Below are 13,053 nucleotides of genomic sequence, written 5' to 3' on the forward strand. Positions count from 1 at the left end.
CGTCGATTGGTCGCATGGGGGCGGTAGGGGAAAAGCTGGCCTAGACTGCTGTGTCCGAGGTTTCGTCAACAAGGAGAGCGCTATGAGCTTGTTCAGTTTCGTCAAGGAAGCGGGCGAGAAGTTGATCGACCTGCTGACCCCCGGCAATGCCAATGCCGAAGAGCAGCTGAAGAAACACGTGGAAAGTGTCGGCCTGGGTAACCCGAATATCACGGCCACTGTAGAGGGAGACACGATCATCCTCAAGGGTGAGGTGGCCAGCCAGGAGGAGAAGGAGAAGATCATCCTGGCGGCGGGCAACGTCGCTGGCGTGGCCAGTGTCGATGATCAGATCACCGTGACCGGACCGGTGGCCCAGGCCGCGCGGTTCGTGACGGTGGAGAAGGGTGATACGTTGAGCGCCATTTCGAAGAAGGTGTATGGCGACCCCAACAAGTACCAGAAGATCTTCGAGGCCAACAAACCGATGCTCAAGCACCCGGACAAGATCTATCCGGGGCAGGTGTTGCGTATTCCTGACTGATCTCTGCAGCCTGTACCGGCCTTTTCGCGGGCTCGCCCGCTCCCACAGGTACAGCGCCAGCCGTGAATGTGGCGCTGTACCTGTGGGAGCGGGCATGCCCGCGAATGGGGCCTCACAGGCCGACCAATAGCTCCCGGTAATCCTCGACCGCCGCAAACTCTTCGGTATCCCGCGGCCCTGCCTGGCTATCCGGCTGGCGCACCGCCAGCAGATGCCCCACGCCAAACCGTCGCGCACTGCGCAGAATCGCCAGGGTGTCATCGATGAACAGGCTGCGCTCCGGTTCAAAGCCGATGTCCGCCTGCAATGCGTCCCAGAACTGCGGGCTTTCCTTCGGGTAGCCATAGTCATGCGAGCTGATCAGCCGTTCGAAATACGGCGCCAGCTCCACCCGCTCCAGCTTCAGCGACAGCGAATCCCGGTGCGCATTGGTGATCATCACCACGCGCTTGCCTGCGTCGCGGATCGCGGCAAGGAAAGTATCGGCATCCGGGCGCAGGGCGATCAGGTCGGCGATTTCCTGTTTCAGCTCGCGGATCGGCAGCCGCAGTTCGCGGCTCCAGAAGTCCAGGCAATACCAGTTCAGCGTGCCGGCATTGCGTTCGAACAGCGGCTGCAGCTCCATTTCCGCCATGGCCCGGCTGACCCCGTGCAGCTCGGCATAGCGCTGGGGCAGGTGGTCCAGCCAGAAGCGGTTGTCGTAATGCAGGTCAAGCAGGGTGCCATCCATGTCCAGCAGGACGGTATCGATGGCAGACCAGGGAAGAACAGGCATGGGAAACTCTCGATCAGTCGGCAAGCCACGGTATAGTAACCCGTTCACGCCAAGGAGCCGCCCCATGCGCCAGAAACCCACCGTCCTCAGCCGCGAAATCGTCGCCAGCAGCCGCCTGTTTCGCGTCGAAGCCGTGCAATTGCGCTTCAGCAATGGCAACGAGCGTACCTACGAGCGCCTGGTGGGCCGGGGTAATGGCTACGGCGCGGTGATGATCGTGGCCATGCTCGATGCCGAGCACGCGGTGCTGGTGGAGGAATACTGCGGCGGCACCGACGAATACGAGCTGTCGCTGCCCAAGGGCCTGATCGAGCCGGGCGAGGACGTGCTGGCGGCAGCCGACCGGGAGCTCAAGGAAGAGGCCGGTTTTGGCGCGCGCCAGCTGGAGCACCTGACCGAGCTGTCGCTGTCGCCGGGCTACATGAGCCAGAAGATCCAGGTGGTGCTGGCCAGCGATCTCTACGAGGAGCGCCTGGAGGGCGACGAGCCGGAGCCGATGCGGGTCGACAAGGTCAACCTGCGCGAACTTTCGGCCCTGGCCATGCACCCGCAGTTCACCGAGGGGCGTGCCCTGGCGGCGTTGTACCTGGCGCGTGACCTGCTGATTCAGCGGGGGCTGCTGGAAGCATGAACGACCTGCAATTGATGCACGAAGTGGTCAAGCTGGCCCTGTTGGCGGGCGAAGCGATCTTGCCGTTCTGGCGCGCCGATGTGGCCGTGACCAACAAGGCCGACGATTCGCCGGTCACCGCCGCCGACTTGGCGGCGCACCGGGTGATTGCCGATGGCCTGCTGGCGCTGGCGCCGCAGATCCCGGTGCTGTCCGAAGAGGACTGCAACATTCCGCTGGCCGAGCGTCAGGGCTGGAGCCGCTGGTGGCTGGTCGACCCGCTGGACGGCACCAAGGAATTCATTGCCGGCAGCGAAGAGTTCACGGTCAACATCGCGCTGGTCGAAAACGGCGAGGTGGTGTTTGGCGTGGTTTCCATGCCGACCAACGGGCGCTGCTACTTCGGTGGTCGCGGGTTGGGCGCCTGGCGTACAGACGCGGGTGAGGTCGCCCAGGCGATCCAGGTACGCAATGCGCCGCCGGCGGGTGGGCGTTTCACCGTGGTTGCCAGCCGTCGCCATTCCAGCCCGGAACAGGAAGCCTTGTTGGCTGGGTTGGGGGCTGCGGTGGGTGAGCTGGAGCTGGCCAATATCGGCAGTTCGCTGAAGTTCTGCCTGTTGGCCGAGGGTAGCGCCGATTGCTATCCGCGCCTTGCACCGACCTCGCAGTGGGATACCGCGGCGGCGCAGGGCGTGGTGGAAGGGGCTGGTGGGGAGGTAATCGGGCTGGATGGCTTGCCGTTCCGGTACCCGGCGCGGGAGTCGTTGCTCAACCCGCATTTCCTGGCATTGCCGGCAAATGCTGCGTGGCGCCAAGCCTTCCTGAGCCTGATCTGACAGGCGGACATGATCGTGTAGGAGCGGCCTTGTGTCGCGATCGGGCCGCAGCGCGGCCCCAGGGTTTCAGCATTGCCGCATTAATTGCCGGGGCCGCTTCGCGGCCCGATCGCGACACAAGGCCGCTCCTACAGGAGTCGCGACAGTCCATTGGTTTCAGCGGTGCAGCACGTACTGGCCGCTGAAGGTTACAGCAGGCTCGTCACCACCGGCATTGCTCACCGTGGTCTCCAGCGTCAACCGTGCCCGCCCGCGGCGCTGGTACATGGTCAAGAACCGCTCCCAGGTCTTTTCATCCGGCGCCGCACAGCGCGCCACCGCCGCCCCGGTAACCGGCAACGGATAACTGATCTGCCCTTCCTGGATGACGATATGCCCGTCATCGATCCCCAACTCGCGCAGGCGCAGGTGCAGCCAGCCCCAACCCACCAGCACCGCGGCGCAGTACAGGCTGCCGCCGAACATGGTGCTTTTGTGGTTGACGTTGGCCGCCAGCGGCAATTGCAGGCGCAGGGTGTGCTGCTGCCAATCGAGCACTTCCAGGCCCATTTCGCGGGTCAGGGGGATGTCGCCGTGCAGGACGGACTGCAAGTACTGGCTATCGGTGTTCATTAACGGTTGTCCTCTTGATCGTCATGCCCGCCGCTACCGCCGTCGAAGCTCAAGCCATGCTTGCGCAGCTTGTCGTGCAGGGTCTTGCGGGGGATGCCCAGCGCCTCGGCCAGGCTGCGCATGGAGCTGTGTGGCTGGGCCAGTTCGGCAGCGATCAGCGAGCGTTCGAACTGCTCGACCTGTTCGCTGAGGTTGCCGCTCGGCATCGGTACCGCAGGCATTGCCGCAGGTGGCGCCTGGCCGTCCAGGGCCAGTTCCAGGCCAAGGGCGAAACGCTCGGCGGCGTTCTGCAGCTCGCGTACGTTACCGGGCCAGTCGTGACGCAGCAGCATGGCGCGCTGGGCCGGCTGCAGGGCGTGTGGCGGCAGGCCATGGCGCTGGCTGGCGGCGTCGGCGAAGTGCTGGAACAGCACCAGGATGTCATCGCCGCGTTCGCGCAGCGGTGGAATACGCAGCGGTGCCACGTTCAGGCGGTAATACAGGTCGGCGCGGAAACGCCCCTGGTCGGCCGACTGGCGCAGGTCTTCCTTGGTCGCGGCGATGATGCGGATGTCCAGCGGGATCAGCTGGTTGCCACCCAGGCGCTCGACCACCCGTTCCTGCAGCATGCGCAGCAGTTTCACCTGCACATCCAGGCTCATGCTCTCGATTTCGTCGAGGAACAGCGTGCCACCGTTGGCGAACTCGAACTTGCCGATGCGGCGTTTCTGCGCGCCGGTGAACGCCCCAGGCTCATGGCCGAACAGCTCGCTTTCGACCACCGACTCGGCCAGTGCGCCGGCGTTGATCGCCACGAACGGCCCGTCGCGGCGGCTGGACAGGTCGTGCAGGGCGCGGGCCACCACCTCTTTGCCGGCACCGGTCTCACCCAGGATCAGCACATCGGCGCGGGTGCCGGCCAGGGCGCCGATCTGCTCGCGCAGGCGCTGCATGGACGGCGACTGGCCCACCAGGCGGGTGGCCAGTTGCTGGCGATCGCTCAGGGCCAGGCGCAAGCTGCGGTTGTCCAGCACCAGGCGGCGCAGGGCCAGGGCGCGGCGCACGCTGTCCAGCAGGGCATCGCTGGCAAAGGGCTTTTCCAGAAAGTCGTAGGCGCCGGCGCGCATCGCCTGCACCGCCAGCGGCACATCGCCGTGGCCGGTGATCAGCAGCACCGGCAACTCGTTGTCACGGCCGTGCAGTTGTTCCAGCAGCTGCAGGCCATCGATGCCCGGCATGCGGATGTCGCTGACCACCACCCCGGGCCAGTCGGCCTCGATGCGTTCGGCCAGGCCCTGGGCATCGGCCAGGGCGACCACCTTGAGGCCGGCCAGGTCCAGGGTCTGGCTCAGGGCCTGGCGCAGGTGCGGGTCATCATCGACCAGGATGACCTGGGCTCGGCTGTCGATCAGTGTCTCGGTGGTCATGCCGAGGGGTCCTCCGAATTGGGCAAAGTAGCGCCAGGCGCGGCCACACGCAGCTGCAGGGTCAGCAGTGCGCCACCCTCCGGGTGGTTGGCCAGCAGCAGTTCACCGCCCAGCGCGCGCATCAGGCTTTCGCAGATGGCCAGGCCCAGGCCCAGGCCTTGGGTGCGGGTCTTGGTGGTGAAGAACGGCTCCTTGGCGTGCTCCAGGGCCTGGCGGCTGAAGCCGGGGCCGTTGTCGCGAATGTACAGGTAGACGCAGTCATCGCGCTGCTCGGCACTTAGCCACAGGCGGCGCGGGTTGGCCTTTTCGGTCAGGGCATCGAGGGCATTGGCCAGCAGGTTGCCGAGCACCTGGCGCAGGCGGGTCTCGCCGGCCTGTACCCACAAGGTGGCTTCCGGCAGGTCGCGGATCAGCTCCACGGCCATCGCCCGGCGGCGCTTGGCCAGCAGCGCCAGGGCATCGTCCAGGGCCGGCTGCAGGGCCACGCTCTCCGGGGCATGGCGGTCACGGCGGGCGAAAGCGCGCAGATGGGCGATGATCGAGGCCATGCGCCCGGTCAGCTCGCCGATCAGCTTGAGGTTGCCGCGGGCGTCTTCGGTACGCTGGTGGTCGAGCAGGATCTCGGCGTTTTCCGCGTAGCTGCGGATGGCGGCCAGCGGCTGGTTGAGTTCGTGGCTGATGCTGGCCGACATGGTGCCGAGCACCGACAGCTTGCCGGCCTGCACCAGTTCGTCCTGGGCGCGCACGGCCTCCTGTTGGGCGTTCTCGCGCTCCAGCACGGCGCTCTTGAGCCGGGTGTTCAGGCCTTCGAGGTCGGCGGTGCGCTCGGCCACGCGTTTTTCCAGTTCCTGGCGCCCACGTGCCTCGAAGTCGATCCGGTCGATGTAGTGACGGCGCCGCTGCATCACCAGGCCGGCCAGCAGCATCAGCACCAGCAGGGTGCCAGCGCCGATGGCCATCACGGTTTGCACCGAACGGTCGACCAGCATGCGCGGGGCGAGGATGCTGACCTGCCAGCCGGTTTCCTTGATGTCGCGGGTCTGGCTGATCCAGGCATCCTGGTTCAGCACCAGCGGTTGCGGGGCCTGGGTCGGGTAGGGCTGGATGGCGATGATGGCCTGGCGCTCGGCCTCGGTCAGCGCGCGGGTCGCGCGGAAGCGCCAGTCGGGCCGCGAGGTCAGGATGACCACGCCATTGTGGTCGGTCAGCAACAGCTGCTCGGGGGTTCGGCCCCACAGGGTTTCGGTATGGTCGAGGTCGACCTTGACCACCAGTACGCCAACGATGCGTTCACGGTCTCGCACGGCGGCGGCGAAGAAGTAACCGCGCTTGGCCGATGTGGTGCCCTGGCCAAAGAAGCGCCCCAGGCGGCCGGCCATGGCTTCGTTGAAGTAGGGGCGGAAGGCGAAGTTGCGGCCGACGAAGCTGTCGCGCTTGTCCCAGTTGGAGGCGGCCAGGGTGTTGCCGCTGACGTCCATCAGGTACATCACCTCGGCGCCAGTCTGCTGGACGATGTCCTTGAGCAGGCGGTTGGCATTGGTCACCGCTTCCAGGCGGAACGGGTCGGCCAGCACCCCGCGCAGCGCCGGCAGGTCGCCGAGAATCTGCGGCAAGGTTTCGTAGCGGTGCAGGGTACCGAGCAGGTTGGCGACGTACAGGTCGAGGGTCTGGCGGTTCTGCGAGGCCAGTTCTTCCTGGTAGTAACGTTCGGCCAGGTGATGCAGGGGCCACAGTAATGGGGCCAGGCACAGGGCCAACAGGGCCAGGCTGCGCCAGCGGGGACGGCGTGGGGGCGTGGGTTTTGCAATCATCACGTAAAGGCGCCAGAAAAGTCTGCCGCAATTATGCGCTAGTTAAGGCAGCAGTTCCGCCTCTGCCAGTGGCAGGCCGAGCTTGTCCTTGTCCGACAGCACCGGTGGCTGCTGCAGCCCCCAGTCGATGGCCAGCGTCGGGTCATCCCAGCGGATGCAGCGGTCGGCGCCCGGGTTGTAGTAGTCGGTGGTCTTGTAGAGAAACTCGGCCGACTCGCTCATCACCGCAAAGCCATGGGCGAAGCCGGGCGGAATCCACAACTGGCGATGGTTGTCGGCCGACAGCTGCACCGCGACCCATTGGCCGAAGGTTGGCGAGCTCTTGCGCACGTCCACGGCAATATCACGGATTTCCCCCTGCACCACGCGCACCAGCTTGCCTTGGGTGTTTTCCACCTGGTAGTGCAGACCACGCAGCACACCCTTGATGGAGCGCGAGTGGTTGTCCTGAACGAACTCGACATTCACGCCGGTTTGCCGGGCGAACTCACGGGCGTTGAACGCCTCGAAGAAAAAACCACGGCTGTCACTAAAAATCTTTGGCTCGATGATCAGTACTTCAGGGATCGCGGTAGGGATGATGTTCATGGCGGTTCGCTGGCCCGTTCTGCTCATGTATTGACCCTAGCCGGTCTGGCCGTTTTTTCCGCCTTGGGCTTCAACGGCATTCACAAGGGCTGGCTATGGTAGAGGTCGTGCGGCTTTGGTTCTCGGCCAAGGTTGCGTATGTTTCGATTGTTATCGATTTACTAGCGGTATTCGCTCATAGATTTCCCGATTATCGGGCTTCAAATATCGATATATATCGGTTATAAATTGACAAACGCCCCAGCACAGTCCGGCTCAGGGCCATCACAGAGGTCAATCATGAAAACCCTCAACTCCACTCCCCGTGCCGATGGTTTCCACATGCCCGCCGAGTGGGCCCCGCAAACCCAGGTGTGGATGGTCTGGCCGGAGCGGCCGGACAACTGGCGCCTGGGCGGCAAGCCGGCGCAGGCTGCCCATGTGACCCTGGCCAAGGCCATTGCCCGCTTCGAGCCGGTAACCGTCGCGGTTTCCGCTGGCCAGTACGAAAATGCCCGTCGCCAGCTCGACCAGCCGAACATCCGCGTGGTCGAGATCAGCAACGACGATGCCTGGGTGCGTGACACCGGCCCGACCTTCGTCATCAACGACCAGGGTGAAGTGCGTGGCGTGGACTGGGGCTTCAATGCCTGGGGCGGCTTTGACGGCGGCCTGTACGCACCGTGGAACCGTGACGAGGAGCTGGCAGCCAAGGTCCTGGAAATGGAGCGCTGCCAGCGCTACCACACCGAAGGTTTCGTGCTCGAGGGCGGCTCGATCCACGTGGACGGCGAAGGCACCGTGATCACCACCGAAGAATGCCTGCTCAATCGCAACCGCAACCCGCACCTGAACCGCGAGCAGATCGAAGCGGTGCTGCGCGACCAGCTGGCGGTGGACACCGTGGTCTGGCTGCCGGATGGCCTGTACAACGACGAGACCGATGGCCACGTCGACAACTTCTGCTGTTACGTGCGCCCGGGCGAAGTGTTACTGGCCTGGACCGATGATTCCAACGACCCCAACTATGCACGCTGCCATGCCGCCATGGAGGTGCTGAAGAACACCCGCGATGCCAAGGGCCGCGAGTTCATCGTGCACAAGATGCCGATCCCGGGCCCGCTGTTCGCCACCGCCGAAGAGTGTGCCGGTGTCGATCAGGTGGCCGGCAGCCAGGAGCGTGACCCGTCGGTGCGCCTGGCCGGCTCGTACGTGAACTTCCTGATCGTCAACGGCGGCATCATCGCGCCAAGCTTCGACGACCCGGCAGATGCCGAGGCCAGAGCGATTCTGGCGAAGATCTTCCCCGACCACGAGGTGGTGATGATCCCAGGTCGCGAGTTGTTGTTGGGCGGTGGCAACATCCACTGCCTGACCCAGCAGCAGCCGGCACCGGTCAAGCGTTGAGCGCACGGTGAATGAAGGGGCCCGTCAGATGACGGGCCTTTTTTGTTTCCGGGGCAGTCCGCAGGCCTGTGCTGGCATATGTTTTGTATTGTTTTCAGTCAGATAGCTCGGCCATGCCGCGCTCTCGGATCTGTAACAATCCTTACGTAGATTAGCCGCTCACGGGCCAGGGAGTACGTGTAGAGATGAACGCAGCAAGTGAGTCGGCTTTGCGCCCATCGGCAGTGAATCACCAATCGCTCAGGCTTGTGGCGAAGTGGTTGAAACACCATGGAAGCATCAGGGTCAGGACGACCGACCCACGACGTCTGCTTGCCGGACGATACCCCCAAGGGCTGATCAGCGAAGCAGAAATGCAGGCGCTGATGGCGGTGTGGCACTGATCGAATCGGTATTACCTGTACCGGCCTCTTCGCGGGCATGCCCGCTCCCACAGGTACTTCACAGGCTTCGAGGCATGTGGTGCCCCTGTGGGAGCGGGCGAGCCCGCGAAGAGGCCGGCACAGGCAATAAAAATCAGAAGCTGTAGCTGCCAGTCACCACCAGGCTACGCGGGTCACCCACCTGGATTTGCGCCGCACTGGTCGCCGAGCTGTAGTAGGTCTTGTCGGTGATATTGCTCAGCGCCGCCCGCACATCCCAGTCCTGCGTGCGGTACCCCGCCAATGCATCCCAGCGGCCATACCCCGGCAGCACCGTGGTGTTCTGGTTGTCCGCATAACGCTCGCCCACCAGCGTCAGGCCGGTTTCGGCGTACCAGCCCAGTTCCGGTTTCCAGGTCACGAACAGGCTGCCGTTGCGCTTGGCCACGTCATTGATGCGGTTGCCTTCCTGGCCGTTGTTGTCCTTGACGATGGTCGCGTCCTGCAGGCCGATACCACCGCGCACGTACCAGTTGCCAACGATGTTGCCGGTGGCGGTCAGCTCGATACCGCGCGAACGCTGCATGCCGCTGAGCAAGATGTTTTCCGGGACAAGCGGGTCGCGGGTGCGGCGGTTGTACAGTTCCAGCTCGTAGATGGCCAGGGTGGTGGTCAGGCGCTGGTCGAGCCAGTCGCTTTTCACGCCGATTTCCTTCTGGCGGGTTTCTTCCGGCTTGGCGTCGTTACCGTTGCCCTTCGCGCCCGGGGTGATGCCGATCAGACCGCCGCCAACCGGCGAGAAGGTCTTGCTCCACGAGGCATAGAACGAATGGTCGCGCCACGGTGTATAGACCACACCCAGGCGTGGGCTGGTGCTGTTGCTGTCCTGTGTTTCGCTCAGGCCATCCTTGTTGGTGGTCTGCACGTCGAACTGGTCGAAGCGTACGCCGGCAAGTACCTGCCACTGATCGTTCAGGCGGATCTGGTCTTGCAGATAAAGGCCGCGGCTATCGACCACGGTATGGTTGTCACTAAACAACGTCATCGGGCCATTGAGCTGCTGGTCGCGGCCGGGCTTGCCCAGGCCCTGCAGCTTCTGGTCGACCGCTTTGTACAGCACCGGGTCGCGCTTCTGGTTGCCGAACTCCAGGCCCAGCAACAGCTTGTGCTCCAGGCCCAGGGTGTCGAAGTCGCCCTCGGCCTCCAGGGTGTTGAACAGGTTGCGGGTGTTCAGGTCCTGCTGCCAGCGCTGGCGGGTCAAGGTGTCGGTGCTGGCGTCGTAGCCCGTGACGTAGGTGTTGTCGAACTCACTGTCGAGCTTGAACAGGCCCAGGGTATGGCGCAGCTGCCAGGTTTCGTTCAGCTGGTAGTTCAGGCGCGAGCGCAGTGACTGGGCGCGGTCGTCGATGTAGTCGCGCTGGGTGTCGCCATAGGTGGTGCTGCGGCTGACATCGGCCGGGCGGCCGTTGACCCCGGGGATGCCACGGTCCGGGGTGCGGTTGTAGCGGCTGTATTCGTATTGCACCAGCCAGTTCAGGTCGGGGGTGACCTGCCAGCTGATCGACGGGGCGAACAGTTGGCGGCTGCCGTCGATGCCGTCGCGGAAGCTGTTGTTGTCCTGGTTGCCCATGTTCAGGCGCAGGCTGACGGTGTCGCTGGGGTCGGCACTGAGGTCGGCATACAGGCTGCGCAGGTCTTCGCTGCCGGCCTGCGCCTCGATGCTCGAGCGGCGGCCGTGCTCCGGCGCCTTGCTCACCCGGTTGACGATACCGCCCTGGCTGCCACGGCCATACAGCACCGCTGCCGGCCCTTTGAGCACTTCGACCCGCTCGATGTTATGCAGGTCGCGGATGTACTGGCTGTCGTCGCGAATGCCGTCCAGGTAGAAGTCGTTGCTGGCTTCGAAGCCGCGGATGCGCACGCTGTCGAAGCGGGTGTCGGCACCGCTGCTGACGTTGGGGATGCCTTCCAGCGCCTTGCCCAGGGTGTTGCTGCCGTAATCCAGCACGTTGACGGTCTTCACCGTGTCGATGGCCTGCGGCACATAACGTACCGGCGTCGAGGTGCGGGTCGCGGTGCTTACCTCCTTGACCCGCGGGTTGTCCTCTTCGCGCTCACTGTCGGCGGTTACCGACAGTTCCGGCAGGGTGGTGGTGGCGGCACTGGTCAGGCTGGCGCCGAACAGCAGCGACAGGCCAAGCGTCAGGGGTGAAAGACGGCAGGGTACAAGCATGGGCACATCCGGATCGAGCAGGTGAAAAAGAGGTGCGGATGGTAATGCTTGTTATTTGCTCTTGCTTGAGTATTTGTAAAGGGTTGTCATTACATCTGTGTCAGTTTGTTACGGTCGCTGCTGCGCCGCGTTTCCGGGTAGGAGCAGCCTTGTGCTGCGAAAGCGCCCTCACCGGAAATTGTCCGTTCGATCAAAAGGCTATTTCCTACACAAGATAAATTGTCCGCTGATTGCGCAAACCTGCATGGAAATGCACCAGACCCACAGGCAATTTTGGTTATATCAACCTGCATTTCACGACTTTTTGACATTTGTAATCGCACACGGCTAGGATTCGGCCAACGCCTGCTGGCCATGATCTTGGCCATGCTGCTGCCAGAGGCCGCCGTGTGATTACCGGCAGGCCTTCCAGTCTGGATCCGCATAGCGTCGAACCTACGAAGGGGCGTTGGTTCCTGGCGTCATATTGCAGAGCGTTTTTGATTAAGAAATAAGGAAAACAACATGTTGAAAACCAGGATCAGCCTGGTCGCCCTGGCGATGATCGCCGCGACCCAGGCACAGGCCAATGATCAGGCCGACAGCAAAGGCTTCATCGAGGACAGCCACGCCAACGTCCTGCTGCGTAACGCCTACATCAATCGTGACAAGAAGCACGGCACCGACGACCAGATCGAATGGGGCCAGGGCGTCATCGCCAACTTCTCCTCCGGCTTCACCCAGGGCACCGTCGGTGTCGGCGTCGATGCATTCGGCCTGTACGCCGTGCGTCTGGACGGCGGCAAGGGCCACAACGGTGGCGCCGGTGTCGACTTCTTCAAGCCTTCGGACTTCAAGGACGAGAACGGCAATGCCAACTCGCCGCACAACCTGGCCCGTGGTGGCGCTGCAGTGAAGTTCCGCATCTCCAACACCGTGCTCAAGTACGGTGACCAGATGCCGGCACTGCCAGTGCTGCAGTACGACGACGCCCGTCTGCTGCCAGAAAGCTTCACCGGTACCCTGATCACCTCCAAAGAGATCCAGGGCCTGGAACTGAACGCCGGCCGCTTCACCCAGGAAGCGCGCAAGAGCGCCGAGCGCCGTGACGGTGGTGGCCTGAAGTCGATCAACGTCCTCGGTGGTAGCTACAAGTTCACCGACAACTTCACCGCTTCGCTGTACACCGCCGACAACGAAGACGTGATGAAGAAGCACTACCTGGGCCTGAACTACGTCTTCCCGATCGCCAACGACCAGTCCCTGACCCTGGACTTCAACGGCTACAAGTCGGACATCGACAACAAGTTCGTCAAGAGCGCCAAACTCAACGGCGACTCCAACACCATCTGGAGCTTGGCAGCTACCTACGCGTTCGGTGCGCACTCGTTCACCATCGCCCACCAGCGCAGCACCGGCAGCACCGGCTACAACTACGGCTGGTACCAGAACGAGGGTGGCGTGGGTGACGGTGGTTCGACCATCTACCTGGCCAACTCGTACTGGTCCGACTTCAACGCCGAAGACGAGCGCTCCTGGCAGCTGGGCTACGGCCTGGACTTCGGTGCCTACGGCATCCCGGGCCTGACCTACAAGCTGGCCTACGTGGTGGGTGACAACATCAACACCCGTAACGTCGACAACCCGCAGGGCTTCGGTGAAGGTAAAGAGCGCGAGATCTTCAACCAGATCCGTTACGTGGTGCAGGACGGCCCGGCCAAGGACCTGTCGATCAAGCTGCGTAGCTCGTTCGTGCGTACCAACAACGCCGTGCAGCAGAACGGTTACAACGACGACGGCAACGAAGTCCGCGTATTCGTCGAGTACCCGATCAGCATCTTCTGATCCTGATCTGATGGCCTAGGGGCTGCTTTGCAGCCCATCGCGACACAAGGCCGCTCCTACATGAGATTGCGTACTCCTGCAGGAGCG

Annotated in this window: 12 protein-coding genes; 6 read left to right on the forward strand and 6 right to left on the reverse strand. The window is 63.6% G+C overall.

Going from position 1 to position 13,053, the window contains the following annotated elements; all coding sequences use genetic code 11:
* Positions 1-82 precede the first annotated feature (82 nt).
* On the forward strand, positions 83-523 hold the full coding sequence (lysM, locus tag C163_RS01195; RefSeq protein WP_023661080.1) for a peptidoglycan-binding protein LysM: 441 nt from the start codon (positions 83-85) through the stop codon (positions 521-523).
* A gap of 112 nt (positions 524-635) precedes the next feature.
* Here the strand turns inward: lysM and yrfG are convergent, their stop codons facing one another.
* Complete coding sequence (yrfG, locus tag C163_RS01200) at positions 636-1,298, reverse strand: GMP/IMP nucleotidase (RefSeq protein WP_003257447.1); 663 nt, start codon at positions 1,296-1,298, stop codon at positions 636-638.
* A 64-nt stretch (positions 1,299-1,362) separates the two neighbouring features.
* On the opposite strand from yrfG, the gene nudE reads away from it, so the two are divergent.
* Both nudE and cysQ read left to right on the forward strand, forming a co-directional pair.
* Complete coding sequence (gene nudE / locus C163_RS01205) at positions 1,363-1,929, forward strand: ADP compounds hydrolase NudE (RefSeq protein WP_015268611.1); 567 nt, start codon at positions 1,363-1,365, stop codon at positions 1,927-1,929.
* On the forward strand, positions 1,926-2,744 hold the full coding sequence (cysQ, locus tag C163_RS01210) for a 3'(2'),5'-bisphosphate nucleotidase CysQ (protein ID WP_025337338.1): 819 nt from the start codon (positions 1,926-1,928) through the stop codon (positions 2,742-2,744). Before nudE ends, cysQ begins: the two co-directional genes overlap by 4 nt.
* A gap of 156 nt (positions 2,745-2,900) precedes the next feature.
* On the opposite strand, the gene C163_RS01215 is transcribed toward cysQ, so the two are convergent.
* From C163_RS01215 to rfbC, 4 genes are read right to left on the reverse strand one after another with little or no spacing between them, the layout of a single operon-like run.
* Entirely contained in the window at positions 2,901-3,356 is a 456-nt protein-coding gene (locus tag C163_RS01215; RefSeq protein WP_025337339.1) for a YiiD C-terminal domain-containing protein, read from the reverse strand.
* Positions 3,356-4,762 carry a sigma-54 dependent transcriptional regulator gene (locus C163_RS01220; protein WP_025337340.1) on the reverse strand — a complete coding sequence of 469 codons (1,407 nt, stop codon included), beginning with the start codon at positions 4,760-4,762 and terminating at the stop codon, positions 3,356-3,358. The genes C163_RS01215 and C163_RS01220 overlap by 1 nt, the downstream gene beginning before the upstream one ends.
* Positions 4,759-6,573 carry an ATP-binding protein gene (locus C163_RS01225; RefSeq protein WP_025337341.1) on the reverse strand — a complete coding sequence of 605 codons (1,815 nt, stop codon included), beginning with the start codon at positions 6,571-6,573 and terminating at the stop codon, positions 4,759-4,761. The genes C163_RS01220 and C163_RS01225 overlap by 4 nt, the downstream gene beginning before the upstream one ends.
* 42 nt (positions 6,574-6,615) lie before the next feature.
* Positions 6,616-7,161 (reverse strand): dTDP-4-dehydrorhamnose 3,5-epimerase, encoded by a 546-nt coding sequence (rfbC, locus tag C163_RS01230; protein ID WP_025337342.1) that lies wholly within the window; start codon positions 7,159-7,161, stop codon positions 6,616-6,618.
* Positions 7,162-7,440: 279 nt separating this feature from the next.
* Between rfbC and aguA the strand changes: the two genes are divergently transcribed.
* Positions 7,441-8,547 (forward strand): agmatine deiminase, encoded by a 1,107-nt coding sequence (gene aguA / locus C163_RS01235; protein WP_025337343.1) that lies wholly within the window; start codon positions 7,441-7,443, stop codon positions 8,545-8,547.
* Positions 8,548-8,732: 185 nt separating this feature from the next.
* Positions 8,733-8,930: a hypothetical protein gene (locus tag C163_RS27425; RefSeq protein WP_080563721.1), complete on the forward strand. Its 198-nt coding sequence runs from the start codon at positions 8,733-8,735 to the stop codon at positions 8,928-8,930.
* A 133-nt stretch (positions 8,931-9,063) separates the two neighbouring features.
* On the opposite strand, the gene C163_RS01240 is transcribed toward C163_RS27425, so the two are convergent.
* Positions 9,064-11,142 carry a TonB-dependent siderophore receptor gene (locus tag C163_RS01240; protein WP_025337344.1) on the reverse strand — a complete coding sequence of 693 codons (2,079 nt, stop codon included), beginning with the start codon at positions 11,140-11,142 and terminating at the stop codon, positions 9,064-9,066.
* A 504-nt stretch (positions 11,143-11,646) separates the two neighbouring features.
* On the opposite strand from C163_RS01240, the gene C163_RS01245 reads away from it, so the two are divergent.
* On the forward strand, positions 11,647-12,966 hold the full coding sequence (locus C163_RS01245) for an OprD family porin (protein ID WP_015268619.1): 1,320 nt from the start codon (positions 11,647-11,649) through the stop codon (positions 12,964-12,966).
* Positions 12,967-13,053 lie beyond the last annotated feature (87 nt).

The sequence above is a fragment of the Pseudomonas sp. FGI182 genome (genome assembly GCF_000511325.1).
In the GTDB taxonomy this organism is placed as follows: domain Bacteria; phylum Pseudomonadota; class Gammaproteobacteria; order Pseudomonadales; family Pseudomonadaceae; genus Aquipseudomonas; species Aquipseudomonas putida_Z.